10 protein-coding genes are annotated in these 15,125 nt (G+C 66.6%); 5 read left to right on the forward strand and 5 right to left on the reverse strand.

Features of this window, described 5'->3' with window-relative positions; all coding sequences use genetic code 11:
- The 5 genes from WG903_RS13605 to WG903_RS13625 all read right to left on the reverse strand — a co-directional run bounded on the left by WG903_RS13605 (position 1) and on the right by WG903_RS13625 (position 10,379).
- Positions 1–6,429, reverse strand: coding sequence for a HAMP domain-containing protein (locus WG903_RS13605; protein WP_445263633.1), 6,429 nt, complete (start codon positions 6,427–6,429; stop codon positions 1–3).
- Positions 6,430–6,886: 457 nt separating this feature from the next.
- A complete protein-coding gene (locus WG903_RS13610) occupies positions 6,887–8,014 on the reverse strand; it encodes a branched-chain amino acid ABC transporter substrate-binding protein (RefSeq protein WP_340076228.1) in 1,128 nt (375 codons plus the stop codon).
- A 144-nt stretch (positions 8,015–8,158) separates the two neighbouring features.
- Positions 8,159–8,461, reverse strand: a complete 303-nt coding sequence (locus tag WG903_RS13615) for a hypothetical protein (RefSeq protein ID WP_340076230.1) — start codon at positions 8,459–8,461, stop codon at positions 8,159–8,161.
- Positions 8,461–8,892, reverse strand: a complete 432-nt coding sequence (locus WG903_RS13620) for a DNA polymerase III subunit chi (protein WP_340076232.1) — start codon at positions 8,890–8,892, stop codon at positions 8,461–8,463. The genes WG903_RS13615 and WG903_RS13620 overlap by 1 nt, the downstream gene beginning before the upstream one ends.
- Entirely contained in the window at positions 8,889–10,379 is a 1,491-nt protein-coding gene (locus tag WG903_RS13625; RefSeq protein ID WP_340076235.1) for a leucyl aminopeptidase, read from the reverse strand. The genes WG903_RS13620 and WG903_RS13625 overlap by 4 nt, the downstream gene beginning before the upstream one ends.
- Before the next feature lie 44 nt (positions 10,380–10,423).
- Between WG903_RS13625 and lptF the strand changes: the two genes are divergently transcribed.
- Genes lptF through WG903_RS13650 form a run of 5 tightly spaced genes read left to right on the forward strand, consistent with a single transcriptional unit; the run spans position 10,424 to position 15,121 of the window.
- A complete protein-coding gene (gene lptF / locus WG903_RS13630) occupies positions 10,424–11,530 on the forward strand; it encodes an LPS export ABC transporter permease LptF (RefSeq protein WP_340076239.1) in 1,107 nt (368 codons plus the stop codon).
- Positions 11,527–12,630 carry an LPS export ABC transporter permease LptG gene (lptG, locus tag WG903_RS13635; RefSeq protein WP_340076242.1) on the forward strand — a complete coding sequence of 368 codons (1,104 nt, stop codon included), beginning with the start codon at positions 11,527–11,529 and terminating at the stop codon, positions 12,628–12,630. The genes lptF and lptG overlap by 4 nt, the downstream gene beginning before the upstream one ends.
- Entirely contained in the window at positions 12,627–12,986 is a 360-nt protein-coding gene (locus WG903_RS13640) for a sirohydrochlorin chelatase (RefSeq protein WP_340076244.1), read from the forward strand. The genes lptG and WG903_RS13640 overlap by 4 nt, the downstream gene beginning before the upstream one ends.
- Positions 12,987–13,029: 43 nt before the next feature.
- Positions 13,030–13,971 (forward strand): CysB family HTH-type transcriptional regulator, encoded by a 942-nt coding sequence (locus tag WG903_RS13645; RefSeq protein WP_340076246.1) that lies wholly within the window; start codon positions 13,030–13,032, stop codon positions 13,969–13,971.
- Positions 13,961–15,121 (forward strand): pyridoxal phosphate-dependent aminotransferase, encoded by a 1,161-nt coding sequence (locus WG903_RS13650; protein ID WP_340076248.1) that lies wholly within the window; start codon positions 13,961–13,963, stop codon positions 15,119–15,121. Before WG903_RS13645 ends, WG903_RS13650 begins: the two co-directional genes overlap by 11 nt.
- Positions 15,122–15,125: the final 4 nt, after the last annotated feature.

The raw sequence follows: 15,125 nt of genomic DNA on the forward strand, positions 1-15,125 counted from the left end.
TCACTGGTGCAGCCACGCCCTCAGCACGGTCAGGAGGTCCTGCGTGTTGACGGGCTTGGACAGGTAGTCCCAGGCGCCGGCCTCGATGCACTTCTCGCGGTCGCCCTTCATCGCCTTCGCGGTCACCGCCACCATCGGCAGGTTCTTGCCCTGCGGCAGCTTGCGGATCTCCTTCATGGTGGCCATGCCGTCCATCTCCGGCATCATGATGTCCATCAGCACGACCTTGATCTGCGGGTCGTTGGCCACGCGCTGGATCGCGTCGCGGCCGTTGTCGGACCACACGATGTCCATGCCGTGCTCCTCGAGCACGGTCGCCAGCGCGAAGATGTTGCGCATGTCGTCGTCGACGATCAGCACGCGCTTGCCGTGCAGCGGCTTGCTCGACTCGTGCAGCGTGTTGATGATGCCGCGCTTGGCCTCGGGCAGCTTGGCCACGTTGTGGTGCAGCGCCAGCAGCGTGTCGTCGAAGAGCTTGGGCACCGAGTGCGACTCGTGCACGGTGACCTTGTCGTCGGAGTGCCACGTGAACTTGCCGCCGTCCTTGGACGAGCCGTGGTACAGCAGCAGCGGCAAGGGGCCCAGCTCGGCCTGCGCCGCCAGCAGCTTGCGGCATTCGCGCGGCTCCAGGCCGGGGAAGCCGTCCTCGAGGACCACCGCGTCGAAGCGGTTCTCCTCCAGCGCCTCGGCGAGCTTGTCGGCGCTCTTGGCGACGATCACCGAGAACTGTTCGTCCTCGAGCTCGGCCAGCAGCTCCTTGCGCGCGGACGCGTCCTTCAGCGCCACCAGCACGTTGCGCTGGCTGCGCGTCAGGTACGAGTGCAGCTTGTCCAGCATCGTGTCGAGCACTTCCTTGCGCTGGATCGGCTTCTCGACGAAGGCCACCGCACCCGAGCGGAAAGCCCGCTCCTTCGAGTCGTCCGTGGAGATCACCGTCACCGGCACGTGGCGCGCGGCCATGTCCTGCTTCAGGCGGTCCAGCACGCGCCAGCCGTCCATGTCGGGCAGGTACATGTCGAGCGTGATGGCGCTGGGCTTGTACTGGTTGGCGAGCGTCAGGGCGCCGGCGCCCATCGGCGTGACCAGGCCCTTGAAGCCCTTGGCGCGCGCGGCATCGAGCAGGAACTTGGCGAAGGCGATGTCGTTCTCGACGATCAGCAGAACCAGGTCGCCGCCCGCGATGGTGTCGCGGTCATCGCCCGCCTCGTTCTTGAGGATGACGCTTTCGTCGAGGACCACCGCATCCTCGACGTCCGGCTCGGGGCGCTGCTGCGGCTGCGCACGCTTGGCCGTGGCCGGGCCGGGCAGCGTGGCGTCCGAGCGCGGCTCGTTCGCGGCGACGCCGCGGCGCTGGCCGCGCGCGCCGATGTAGGCCAGCGGCAGGTACAGCGTGAAGGTCGAGCCCGAGCCCGGCGAGCTCGTCAGCTTGATCTCGCCGCCGAGCAGCTTGGACAGCTCGCGCGAGATGGCCAGGCCCAGGCCCGTGCCGCCGTACTTGCGGCTCGTGGAGCCGTCGGCCTGCTGGAAGGCCTCGAAGATGATCTGCTGCTTGTCGCCCGAGATGCCGATGCCGGTGTCCTCCACCGAGAACGCCACCACCTGCTGCGCGCGGTGCAGTTCCTCGTTGTCGGCCGACCAGCCGGTGAACGCTTCCTCGATGGTCAGCGTCACGTGGCCCTGGTGCGTGAACTTGAAGGCGTTGGACAGCAGGTTCTTCAGGATCTGCTGCAGGCGCTTGACGTCCGTGACCATCGACGTCGGCAGGTTCACGCCGGTGTGGATCATGAAGTCCACGTTCTTCGCCTCGGCCACGTGGCGGAAGGTGCGCTCCACGTACAGCTGCAGGTCCGACAGGCGCAGCTCGTTCACGTCCACCACCACCGTGCCCGACTCGATCTTCGACAGGTCCAGGATGTCGTTGATCAGCATCAGCAGGTCGTTGCCCGACGAGTGGATGGTCTTGGCGAACTCCACCTGCTTCGGGTTCAGGTTGCCCTCGATGTTCTTCGACAGCTGGTCCGACAGGATCAGCAGCGAATTGAGCGGCGTGCGCAGCTCGTGCGACATGTTCGCGAGGAACTCGGACTTGTACTTGGAGGTCAGCGCCAGCTGCTTCGCCTTGTTCTCCAGCTCCTGCCGCGCCTGTTCCACTTCCGCGTTCTTGCGCTCCACCTCCTGGTTCTGGTGCACCAGCAAGCGGGCCTTTTCCTGCAGTTCCTGGTTGGTCTGCTGCAGCTCCTGCTGGCGGCTCTGGAGCTCCTGCGCCAGCGATTGCGATTGCGACAGCAGGTCTTCCGTCCGCGTGTTGGCCTCGATCGTGTTGATCACGATGCCGATCGATTCCATCAGCTGGTCCAGGAAGGCCTGGTGCGTCGGGTTGAAGTTCTGCACCGACGCCAGTTCGACGACGCCGCGCACCTGCCCTTCGAAGATGATGGGCATGACCAGCACGTTGAGCGGCTGCACCTGGGCCAGGCCCGACGCGATGCGCAGCGACTCGGGGATGCTCGAGGTCAGCAGCAGCTTCTTCTTGTCGTACGCGCACTGGCCGACCAGGCCTTCGCCCATGTCGAGTTCCTTGCCGTACGAGCTCTGGCCTTCCGACGCGTAGCTCGCCATCAGGCGCAGCTTGGGCGTCTCGTGCGTGTAGCGCAGCACGTAGAACTCGGCCTGCTGCGCGCCGACCACGGGCGCCAGCTCCGACAGGATCAGGTGGCCGACGGCCACAAGGTCCTTCTGGCCCTGCAGCATGCGCGAGAACTTCGCGAGGTTTGTCTTCAGCCAATCCTGCTCCGCGTTCAGCTGGGTCGTGTCGCGCAGGTTGCGGATCATCTCGTTGATCGTGTCCTTCAGCGCGGCCACCTCGCCCAGCGCTTCCACCGTGATCGAACGCGTCAGGTCACCCTGCGTCACGGCGGTCGCCACTTCGGCAATGGCCCGCACCTGCGTTGTGAGGTTGGCGGCCAGCTGGTTCACGTTCTCCGTCAGGCCCTTCCACGTGCCCGCGGCGCCCGGCACCTTGGCCTGGCCGCCCAGCTGTCCTTCGACGCCCACTTCGCGGGCCACCGACGTCACCTGGTCGGCGAACGTCGCCAGCGTGTCGGTCATCGAGTTGATCGTCTCGGCCAGCGCGGCGATCTCGCCCTTGGCCTCCACGGTCAGCTTCTGCTTCAGGTCGCCGTTGGCAACGGCGGTCACCACCTTGGCGATACCGCGCACCTGCGACGTGAGGTTGCCGGCCATGAAGTTCACGTTGTCCGTGAGGTCCTTCCACGTGCCGGCCACGCCGGTCACCTCGGCCTGGCCGCCCAGCTTGCCTTCGGTGCCCACTTCACGCGCGACGCGGGTCACTTCGGAAGCGAAGGACCGCAGCTGGTCCACCATGGTGTTGATGGTGTTCTTCAGCTCCAGGATCTCGCCCTTCACCTCCACGGTGATCTTCTTGGACAGGTCACCGGCCGCCACGGCCTTGGTCACGTCCGCGATGTTCCGCACCTGCGCCGTGAGGTTGCCGGCCATGAAGTTCACGTTGTCGGTGAGGTCCTTCCACGTGCCGGCCACGCCTTGCACGTCGGCCTGGCCGCCCAGCTTGCCTTCGGTACCCACTTCGCGCGCCACGCGCGTCACTTCCGAGGCGAAGCTTCGAAGCTGGTCCACCATGGTGTTGATGGTGTTCTTCAGCTCCAGGATCTCGCCCTTCACCTCCACGGTGATCTTCTTGGACAGGTCGCCGGCCTGAACGGCCTTCGTCACGTCCGCGATGTTTCGCACCTGGCCCGTCAGGTTCGAGGCCATGAAGTTCACGTTGTCCGTGAGGTCCTTCCACGTGCCAGCCACGCCCTGCACGTCGGCCTGGCCGCCCAGCTTGCCTTCGGTACCCACTTCGCGCGCCACGCGCGTCACTTCCGAGGCGAACGAAGAGAGCTGGTCCACCATGGTGTTGATGGTGTTCTTCAGCTCCAGGATTTCGCCTTTCACCTCCACGGTGATCTTGCGCGAGAGGTCGCCCCGCGCCACGGCGGTGGTCACGTCCGCGATGTTCCGCACCTGCGACGTGAGGTTGCCGGCCATGAAGTTCACCGACTCGGTCAGGTCCTTCCAGGTACCCGCCACGCCCTGCACGTCGGCCTGGCCGCCCAGCTTGCCTTCGGAGCCCACTTCGCGGGCCACACGCGTCACTTCGGATGCGAACGAGGACAGCTGGTCCACCATGGTGTTGATGGTGTTCTTCAGCTCCAGGATTTCGCCCTTCACCTCCACGGTGATCTTCTTGGACAGGTTGCCCGCGGCCACGGCCTTCGTCACGTCCGCGATGTTCCGCACCTGCGAGGTCAGGTTACCGGCCATCGAGTTCACCGAGTCGGTCAGGTCCTTCCAGGTACCCGCCACGCCTTGCACGTCGGCCTGGCCACCCAGCTTGCCTTCGGTACCCACTTCACGCGCCACACGCGTCACTTCGGAGGCGAAGCTTCGAAGCTGGTCCACCATGGTGTTGATGGTGTTCTTCAGCTCCAGGATTTCGCCCTTCACCTCCACGGTGATCTTCTTGGACAGGTCGCCGGCCGCCACGGCCGTCGTCACCTCGGCAATGTTGCGCACCTGGCCCGTCAGGTTGCCGGCCATGAAGTTCACGGACTCGGTCAAGTCTTTCCACGTGCCGGCTACGCCTTGCACGTCGGCCTGGCCGCCCAGCTTGCCTTCGGTACCCACTTCACGCGCCACGCGCGTCACTTCGGATGCGAACGAGGACAGCTGGTCCACCATGGTGTTGATGGTGTTCTTCAGCTCCAGGATTTCGCCCTTCACCTCCACGGTGATCTTCTTGGAAAGGTCACCGGCCGCCACGGCCTTGGTCACGTCGGCGATGTTGCGCACCTGGCCGGTCAGGTTGCCGGCCATGGAGTTCACGGAATCGGTCAGGTCCTTCCACGTGCCGGCCACGCCCTGCACGTCGGCCTGGCCGCCCAGCTTGCCTTCGGAGCCCACCTCGCGGGCCACGCGCGTCACTTCCGAGGCGAACGACCGCAACTGGTCCACCATGGTGTTGATCGTGGCCTTCAGCTCCAGGATCTCGCCCTTCACGTCCACGGTGATCTTCTTGGACAGGTCCCCTGCCGCCACGGCCTTGGTCACGTCCGCAATGTTCCGCACCTGTGCCGTGAGGTTGCCGCCCATCGAGTTCACGGAGTCGGTCAGGTCCTTCCACGTGCCGGCGACGCCGGGAACGTCGGCCTGGCCGCCCAGCTTGCCTTCGGTACCCACTTCACGCGCCACGCGCGTCACTTCCGAGGCAAAGGCGCGCAGCTGGTCCACCATGGTGTTGATGGTGTTCTTCAGCTCCAGGATCTCGCCCTTCACGTTCACCGTGATCTTCTTGGAGAGGTCGCCGGCCGCCACGGCGGTCGTCACGTCGGCGATGTTGCGCACCTGGCCCGTGAGGTTGGAGGCCATGAAGTTCACGTTGTCCGTGAGGTCCTTCCACGTGCCGGCCACGCCCTGCACGTCGGCCTGGCCGCCCAGCTTGCCTTCGGTACCCACTTCGCGCGCCACCCGCGTCACTTCCGAAGCGAACGAGGACAGCTGGTCCACCATGGTGTTGATGGTGTTCTTCAGCTCCAGGATTTCGCCCTTCACGTCCACCGTGATCTTCTTGGAAAGGTCACCGGCGGCCACGGCCTTGGTCACGTCGGCGATGTTGCGCACCTGCGAGGTGAGGTTACCGGCCATGAAGTTCACGGACTCGGTCAGGTCCTTCCACGTGCCGGCCACGCCCTGCACGTCGGCCTGGCCGCCCAGCTTGCCTTCGGTACCCACTTCACGCGCCACACGCGTCACTTCGGCCGCGAAGGTGCCCAGCTGCTGCACCATCTTGTTGATGGTCATGGCCGTGCGCAGGAATTCGCCCTCCAGCGGCCGGCCTTCGGCTTCCAGCGCCATGGACTTGGTCAGGTCGCCCTGCGCCACCGCGCCGATCACGCGCGCCACTTCGGACGTCGGGTGCACCAGGTCGGAGATCAGGGAGTTGATGGAGTCGGCACTCTCGCGCCAGAAGCCGGTGGCGTTGGGCACCTGCGCCCGCTCCTTCAGCTTGCCTTCCTTGCCGACCACGCGCGACAGGCGCGCCAGCTCCTGCGACATGCGCAGGTTTTCCTGCACCACGTCGTTGAAGGCGTCGGCGACCTTGCCGAACACGCCCGTCCAGTCCTGCGGCAGCGCGGCGCGCGGGTTGCCCTTCTTCAGGTCCGTCAGCGCCGCGAGCAGCGTGCGCGTGTGCGCGGAAACGGATTCGCAGTAATCCAGCAGGCCGTTGACGGAGGCGACATCCTCCTGCCAGAAGCCCGTGAGCTTGTCGTCGGGCATGCGCCGGTTGGCCTTGGCGGCGCTGCGGCTCGCCGGGTCCAGCGAGTGCAGCCGGTTCGACGTGCGCATCGTCTGCGCCGTGAGCTCGTTGAACTCGTTGGCGATCTTCCCGTAGACGCCGTCCCATTCGGTCGGCAACGTGACCCCGGCTTCGCCGCGACGGAACGCGCCCAGTGCCTTGAGCACCTGCCTCAGTTCACTGTCGCGCTGATCCGCGGTGGGCAACTTCGCTACTACTTCCATGCGTTCCCCCAATAGACGTACCTGCCTCAACTCGGCAAGAAGCGGGGGCGAGATTACTTCCTTGGCATGACCGCTACAACCGGTGCGAAATGTGGATGGCCCGCAAAGCCAATACTGGCGCGGGTTGTAGGAATGGGCTGACGGCGATAGCCATGCCCAACCTACAAGTCAGTAGGCGTGTGCCATGAAACGAGATGTGAGCAGGAAAACAAAAAAGGGACCCGTGGGTCCCTTTTCAGAAGGACGAGGCTCGCGAAGCTGAGCCTCGTTTTTGCCCCTTTGCTCAGTTGATCGGGGCCTTCTTGCCGCCCTTGTACGAGTAGAGCGTCATGGCGGCGTTCTTCAGTTCGCCGTTGGGCTCGAACACGATCGTGCCCGTCACGCCCTTGTAGTTGGCCTTCTTCAGCTCGGGGATGTACTTCTTCGGGTCCGTGGAGCCGGCGCGGGTCATCGCGTCGACCAGCACGAACGTCGCGTCGTACGTGTAGGGGCTGTAGACCTGGAACTGGCCGGGGTACTTCTTGTCGTACTTGTCCTTCCAGGCCTTGCCGCCGGGCATCTTGTCGAGCGACGCACCGCCTTCGGCGCAAACCACGTTGTCCAGCAGCTTGCTCTTGCCCGAGAGCTCGATGATCTTCTCGGTGCAGATGCCGTCGCCGCCGAAGAACTTGGCGTTGGAGATGCCCAGCTGCTCCATCTGGCGCAGCATCGGGCCGCCCTGCGTGTCCATGCCGCCGAAGAAGATGGCGTCCGGGTTCTTGGACTTGATGGCCGTCAGGATGGCCATGAAGTCGGTGGCCTTGTCGTTCGTGAACTGGTTGTCCACGATCTCGATGCCCTTTTCCTTCGCGGTCTTCGCGAAGATCTCGGCGACGCCCTGGCCGTAGGCCGAGCGGTCGTCGATCACGGCGACCTTCTTGAGCTTGAGCTTGTCGGCCGCGTAGATGGCCAGGCCCGCGCCCAGCGCGTTGTCGTTCGCGATGATGCGGTACGTGGTGTTGTAGTTCGGCTTGGTCAGGTTCGGGTTGGTCGCCGCGCCCGTGACGTGCGGGATGCCGCAGTCGTTGTAGACCTTCGAGGCCGGGATCGTCGTGCCGGAATTCAGGTGGCCGACCACGCCGGCGACCTTGGCGTCGCACAGCTTCTGGGCGGCGGCCGTGCCCTGCTTCGGGTCGGCGGCGTCGTCTTCGGCGGCGATTTCGACCTTGTACTTCTTGCCGCCGATCGTGACGCCCTTTGCGTTGAGGTCCTCGATGGCCATGCGGACGCCGTTCTCGTTGTCCTTGCCGTAGTGGGCCTGCGGGCCGGACATCGGGGCCACGTGGCCGATCTTCAGCACTTCTTGCGCGGACGCAAAGCCCGCGACGGCGGCGATGGCCGCGGCCACCGTCAGCTTGTATTTCATTTGCATAGGGGGAACCTCCAGGGTAGGGATAAAGGTTGAGAACCTCGTGGGCTCAACGGGCGCGAACATATCGCAATTTCCGCACCCGGGCCATAGGGGAAACGCCTTCGCCCGCGCTTTCGATGAACGGGATAACCCCAACCCGCCGCGTCACTTGCGCGTCTTGTGCGGCGGCGACAGTTCCTCGGCGAACGCCTGCGAAACCGCCTCGCGCACCACCAGCTCGATCTCCTCGCGCAGGATGGGGCCGAGCGCCCGCGTCTGTTCGAGCACGGTGGCCGCGATCGCCTCGCGCAGGCGCCTTTCCAGCGCCATGTCCACGCGCTGCATCACGCGCTGCACCAGCTGCTCCTGCGTCAGGCCGCCTTCGGCTTTCGATGCGCCCGAGGCCACGCCGCTGCGCACGACCTCGGTGAGCGTCGGCACGAACTTGGGCGGGGTGCGGGCGGCCATCAGCCCTCCTGCGCCTCGAGGTCCTTGCGCTGGATCTCGTAGCCGCGACTCTTGTAGTGCTGCCAACGGCCGCGCGCGCCCTGGCGGTCGGCCTCGTCGGGCGTCACCACCTCGATCAGGCGCTCGAAGCGCTCGAAACCCTCGGGCACCTCCGCGCCGAGGTTGACCAGCACATCGTGGTGCGGCGCCCCGCGCGGCGAATCGCACAGCACGATGGGCGATGCCTCGAGCACTTCGGCGGGCGCCCCGGAGAAGCAGTGCGGCACGAACTCGAGGGGCTCGAACGTCCACAGCACGCGATCCAGCTCGCGCAGCAGCTCGGGCTCCGCAGTCACCGCCACCTTCGCACGCTGCAGCGCCGCCCGGCGCAGCATCGTGCAGGCGTAGCCCAGTTTGTCGGGCGCGTTGAAGCGGAACTCGACGCTGGTCACCGGGCCTTCGCGCCCTTGGCCTTGGCGGCCTTCGCCGGCGCGGCGGCGCCGTTCTGTCGGGCCAGCAGGAACTGGAACAGCAGGCCGACGGGGCGGCCGGTGGAGCCCTTCTGCGGCCCGCTCTTCGAAGCCGGGCCCGCGACGTCCAGGTGCGCCCAGCGGTACTTGGACGTGAAGCGCTGCAGGAACTTGGCGGCGGTGATCGCGCCGCCCCAGCGCGGGCCGACGTTGGCGACGTCCGCGAAATTGGTCTTCAGGCCGTCCGCGTATTCGTCGTCCAGCGGCATGCGCCACGCGAGGTCGTTCGCGGCCTCGCCGGCCGCGAGCAGTTCCTGCGCCAGCGCATCGTCGGGCGAGAACAGGCCGCTGCGCACGAAGCCCAGCGCCACCACGCAGGCGCCGGTGAGCGTGGCGATGTCCACCACGGCGCCCGGCTTGAAGCGCTCGGCATAGGCCAGCGCATCGCACAGGATCAGGCGGCCTTCGGCGTCGGTGTTCAGGATTTCCACCGTCTGGCCATTCATGGTCTTGACGATGTCGCCCGGCTTGACGGCGCGGCCGTCGGGCAGGTTCTCGCACGAGGGGATCAGGCCCACGACGTTGATCGCCGGCTTGGCTTCGCCGAGCGCGCGGAAGGTGCCCAGCACGCTGCCCGCGCCGCTCATGTCGAACTTCATCTCGTCCATGTCGGGCGCCGGCTTGATCGAGATGCCACCGGAGTCGAACGTGATGCCCTTGCCGACGAGGACCACCGGCGCCTCGTTCGCGGCGCCGCCCCTGTATTCGAGCACGATGAAGCGCGCCGGCTCCTCCGAGCCCTGCGCCACGGCCATGAAGGCGCCCATGCCGAGCTTGGCGATCTCCTTCGGGCCGAGCACTTCGCAGCGGAAGCCGTAGGTGCGGGCGAGGCCCTTGGCCTCTTCGCCCAGGCGCGTGGGCGTGGCGAGGTTGGGCGGCAAGTTGCCCAGCTCGCGCGCGAACTCGATGCCCGCGGCGGTCGCGCGCGCCAGCTCAAACGCGCCCTTCGACGCGGCCGCATTGCCCACCGCGATGGTGATGCGCTCGAGCTCGCGGCCTTCGGGCTTGGATTTCGTGGCGACGTAGACGTAGCTGGCTTCGGCCGTGCCGGCCACTGCGGCGCGCACGTGGTCGTCGCCGGCGCCGCTGGGCAGCACGACGACGAGGCGCTTGGCGCCCGCGGACTTCAGCGACGACACGGCCGACCCGATCGCGGCCTGGACGCGGCGCGGCGAGCCGTCGCCGGCGCTCGCGAGCACCACGCGTTTCGCGCCGACCCCGGCAGGGCGATACGCCTGCAGCAGCTTGCCGGGCTTGGTGTCCAGGTCGCCGGCCTTCACGGCTTCGGCGGCCAGGCGCGACAACGGGTCGCGGCCGGGCTTGAAGCCTTCGGCGATCACGAACACGAGCGCATCGCACTTCTCGCGAGCCGCGCCCGCGGCGTCCAGGGTCTTGAGTTGGAAGTCCATAATCTGAGGGATCTGTTCTGCTGTGTAAGGTTTTTGCCGCGCCGATGTTATTCCATTCGTCCTTGCGCAAGGAACTGGCCCGCAGTTTCGGGGCGACGCTGGTCGTGCTCGTGACCATCGTGATGACGATGACGCTGGTGCGCACGCTGAGCCTCGCCACCAAGGGCACCGTGAACCCCGAGGACATCCTCATGGTCATGGGCTACACGGTGCTGGGCTACCTGCCGCCGATCCTCACGCTGTCGCTCTTCATCGCCATCGTCGGCACGCTTTCGCGCATGTACCGCGACAGCGAGACGGTGATCTGGTTCGGCGCGGGCCGCGGCCTGTCGGCGCTGCTCGCGCCGCTGTTCCGCTTCGCCTGGCCGATCCTGCTGGTGGTCGCGGCGCTGGCCCTGGTCATCTGGCCCTGGGCCAATTCGCAGACCCAGGAGCTGAAGGAGCGCTACGGCAAGCGCGGCGACCTCGAGCGCGTCGCGCCGGGGCAGTTCCAGGAATCGGCCAGCGGCACGCGCGTGTTCTTCCTGGACAAGGACACGCCGGACAACAAGTCGGGCAAGAACATCTTCATCGCCACCAACGAGCACGGCAAGGAGTCCGTCACCGCCGCGCGCAGCGGCCGCATCGTCGAGATCGGCCAGGGGCAGTTCCTGCTGCTGGGCAACGGCCAGCGCATGGAGACGCCGACGAAGGGCCCCAAGGAAATCCGCGTGAGCGAGTTCGACGAGTACGCGGCGCGCGTGGGTGGCCCGCAACTGGCATCGCGCGATTCCGCGCCGGCCAAGACGCGGTCGACGCTCACGCTGGTGATGGAGCCGACGCCGGTGAACCTGGGCGAGCTCGGCTGGCGGCTGGGCCTGGCGCTGGCGGCGTTCAACTTCGTGGTGATCGCCGTCATCGTGTCCAACGTGAACCCGCGCGCGGGCCGCAGCGGCAACCTGGTGTTCGCCCTGTTCGCCTTCGTCATCTACTACAACCTCCTGAACATCGGCCAGAGCTGGGTGACCACGGGGCGCGCGAGCTTCGCGGGTTTCATGCTGGCCCTGCACGGTGGGGTGTTCCTGCTGTCGGCGCTGTGGCTCGCCAAGCAGCACAACAACTGGACCCTGCTGCGGTTCGCCCGCCGCGCGAAAGAGGCCGAGCCCGCGTGAAGACCATCCGCCGCCTGATCTACCGCGAGGTGATCGCCGCCGTCCTGTTCGTGACCGTGGGCTTCCTCGCGCTGTTCTTCTTCTTCGACCTGGTCGACGAGCTGCCCAACGTGGGGCGCGGCATGACCGGCTACCGCCTGACGCAGGCGTTCATGTACGTGGCGCTGATGGTGCCCAGCCACCTGTACGAGCTGCTGCCCATCGCGGTGCTGATCGGGACGATCTTCGTGATGGCGCGGCTGGCGCAAAGCTCGGAATACACCATCCTGCGCACCAGCGGGCTGGGGCCGTGGCGCGCGATGCGCACCCTGCTGTTCCTCGGCCTGGCCTTCGCGGCCGCCACGTTCGCAGCGGGCGACTACCTGGCGCCGGCGGCCGATCGCACGGCGCAGCTGCTCAAGGCGCGGCTGGAGGGCCGCATCAGCGTCGGGCAGACGGGCGCGTGGCTGAAGGAGCGGCAGTCCTTCCACACCTACAACGTCAACGTCGGCTCGCTCTCGCCCGACGGCGACATGCAGTCCATCCGCATCTACGAAGCCGACGCGAAGGGCTACCTCGTGTCCATCACGCAGGCCGCGCGCGGCCGCTTCGCCGACGACGGCTCGTGGGTGCTGGAGAACGCCGAGCGCAGCGAGTTCTCCAGCGCCGGCCCCGACACGCCCAAGGTCGACCGCGTGCGCATGCCCAGCTACCGCTGGCCCACCGAGATCACGCAGGAGATGGTGTCGGTGGCGCTGCTCAAGCCCGAGCGCATGGGCACGCTGGACCTGTTCCAGTACATCCGCCACCTCGAGGCCAACGGGCAGACCTCGCAGCGCTACGAGATCGAGTTCTGGCGCAAGGTGTTCTACCCCCTCAGCTGCACGGTGATGGTGGTGCTGGCCCTGCCCTTCGCCTACCTGCACTTCCGCTCGGGCGGGATCACGGGCTACGTCTTCGGCGGCGTGCTGCTGGGAATCAGCTTCTTCCTCCTGAACAACGTCTTCGGCTACATCGGCAACCTGCAGAACTGGCGGCCCTGGCTGACCGCAGCCGCGCCGGCGGTGATCTACACGATGTTCTCGCTGGGGGCCTTCGGCTGGCTGGTGCTGCGACGATGAAGCGCGCGATCGTGCTCTTCGGCCATGGCTCGCGCGACCCGCAATGGCGCGAGCCGATGGACGCGGTGGCGCGCCGCATCCGCGCCCGCGTCACCGAGGTCGAGGTGCGCTGCGCCTTCCTCGAACTCGATTCGCCCCACCTGCCGGCGGTCGCGGCCGAACTCGCGGGCGCCGGCATCGATGCGATCCGCGTCGTCCCGATGTTCCTGGGCGCCGGGCGCCATGCCCGCGAAGATCTGCCCCGCCTCGTCGAAGAGTGCCGGCGTGCCCACCCCACCGTGGCGTTCGACCTGCGGCCGTCCGTGGGCGAAAACGCGAAGGTGCTGGACTTGCTGGCCCAAACGGCGCTGGAATAAGAAGCTCGTGCATAATGAATTTCTTCCTTAGAAGAAATTTGGCATGAACCTTCACCAGTTCCGTTTCGTGCAGGAGGCGGTCCGGCGCAACCTCAACCTGACCGAGGCCGCCAAGGCCCTGCACACCTCGCAGCCCGGGGTCTCCAAGGCGATCATCGAGCTGGAAGAAGAGCTGGGCGTGGAAATCTTCGCCCGTCACGGCAAGCGCCTGAAGCGCGTGACCGAGCCCGGGCAGCACGTCCTCAAGAGCATCGAGCTGATCATGCGCGAGGTCGGCAACCTCAAGCGCATCGGCGAGCAGTTCAGCGCCCAGGACAGCGGCACGCTGTCGATCGCCACCACGCACACGCAGGCGCGTTACGTGCTGCCCGTGCCCGTGGCCAAACTGCGAGAGGCCTATCCCAAGGTCAACGTCACGCTGCACCAGGGCTCGCCCGACCAGGTGGCGCGCTACATCATCGACGAGGTCGCCGAGATCGGCATCGCGACCGAATCGCTCTCGGACTACCAGGAGCTCGTCACGCTGCCCTGCTACGAGTGGCAGCACGTGCTGGTGCTGCCGCAAGGCCACCCGCTCGCGAAGAAGGAACGCATCTCGCTCGAGGACATCGCGGCCGAGCCCATCATCACCTACCACCCCTCGTTCACCGGCCGCACGCGCATCGACACCGCGTTCGCGCACAAGAAGCTGGAGCCGCGCATCGCGCTGGAGGCCATCGACTCGGACGTGATCAAGACCTACGTGCGCCTGGGCCTGGGTATCGGCATCGTCGCCGAGATGTCCATGCAGGGCGACGACAAGGGCGACCTGGTCGTGCGCCCCCTCGGCGCGATCTTCGGGCAGAACGTCGCGCGCGTCGCCTTCAAGCGCGGCGCGTACCTGCGCAACTTCGTCTTCAAGTTCGCCGAGCTGCTGTCCGACCGCCTCGACCGCAACCTGATCGCCAAGGCCATGAGCGGCCATTCCAACGACTATGGGATCTGAACGCACCCCGCCCCTGCAGACCAAGCTGCCCGCCGTCGGCACGACGATCTTCACCGTCATGTCGGCCCTCGCCGCCGAAAAGGGCGCGGTGAACCTCGGGCAAGGCTTTCCCGATTTCGACTGCGACCCGAAGCTGGTGCAGGCAGTCACCGATGCGATGTCCCACGGGCTGAACCAGTACCCGCCGATGGCCGGCATCCCGCAGCTGCGCGCCGCCGTCGCCGCGAAGATCGAAACGATGTACGGCCACACGTACGACCCGGGCGATGAAGTCACGATCACGGCCGGCGCGACGCAAGCCATCATCACCGCGGTGCTGGCCATCGTGCGCCCCGGCGACGAGGTCATCGTGCTGGAGCCCTGCTACGACAGCTACGTGCCCAACATCGAGCTGGCCGGCGGCACCGTGGTGCGCGTGCCGCTCACGCCGGGCACCTTCCGGCCCGACTTCGCGAAGATCTCGGCGGCCATCACGCCGCGCACGCGCGCCATCCTGGTCAACAGCCCGCACAACCCGAGCGCCACCGTGTGGACCGCCGCCGAGATGCGGCAGCTCGAGGAACTGCTCGCGCCCACGGACATCTTCCTGATCAGCGACGAGGTTTACGAACACATGGTGTTCGACGGCGAGCAGCACCAGAGCGCGGCGCGCTTCCCGGGGCTTGCGGCACGAGCCTTCATCGTCTCGAGCTTCGGCAAGACGTATCACGTGACGGGCTGGAAGGTCGGTTACGTCGCGGCGCCGCGCGCACTCACCACCGAATTCCGCAAGGTCCACCAGTTCAACGTCTTCACCGTGAACACGCCGGTGCAGCACGGCCTGGCGTCGTACATGGCCGACCCGCAGCCCTACCTTCAGCTGCCGGCCTTCTACCAGCGCAAGCGCGACGTGTTCCGTGAAGGCCTGAAGAAGACGCGCTTCCGGATCCTGCCGAGCGAAGGCAGCTATTTCCAGTGCGTGGACATCTCGAAGGTCAGCGACCTGAAGGAAGAAGACTTCTGCAAGTGGCTCACGAGCGAGATCGGCGTCGCGGCCATCCCGCTGTCGGCCTTCTATGGCAACGGCTTCGACCAGAGGGTGGTGCGCTTTTGCTTCGCGAAGAAGGAAGAGACCCTGAACACCGCGCTGGGGCGGCTGGCGAAGCTCTAAGCCG

Source organism: Ramlibacter sp. PS4R-6 (genome assembly GCF_037572775.1).
Taxonomy (GTDB): domain Bacteria; phylum Pseudomonadota; class Gammaproteobacteria; order Burkholderiales; family Burkholderiaceae_C; genus Ramlibacter.

Coding starts and splice junctions, on each gene's coding strand:
- WG903_RS13605 (WP_445263633.1), bottom strand. CDS start 6,429: ATGCGCACGTCGAACCGGCTGCACTCGCTGGACCCGGCGAGCCGCAGC.
- WG903_RS13610 (WP_340076228.1), bottom strand. CDS start 8,014: ATGCAAATGAAATACAAGCTGACGGTGGCCGCGGCCATCGCCGCCGTC.
- WG903_RS13615 (WP_340076230.1), bottom strand. CDS start 8,461: ATGGCCGCCCGCACCCCGCCCAAGTTCGTGCCGACGCTCACCGAGGTC.
- WG903_RS13625 (WP_340076235.1), bottom strand. CDS start 10,379: ATGGACTTCCAACTCAAGACCCTGGACGCCGCGGGCGCGGCTCGCGAG.
- lptF (WP_340076239.1), top strand. CDS start 10,424: ATGTTATTCCATTCGTCCTTGCGCAAGGAACTGGCCCGCAGTTTCGGG.
- WG903_RS13640 (WP_340076244.1), top strand. CDS start 12,627: ATGAAGCGCGCGATCGTGCTCTTCGGCCATGGCTCGCGCGACCCGCAA.
- WG903_RS13645 (WP_340076246.1), top strand. CDS start 13,030: ATGAACCTTCACCAGTTCCGTTTCGTGCAGGAGGCGGTCCGGCGCAAC.
- WG903_RS13650 (WP_340076248.1), top strand. CDS start 13,961: ATGGGATCTGAACGCACCCCGCCCCTGCAGACCAAGCTGCCCGCCGTC.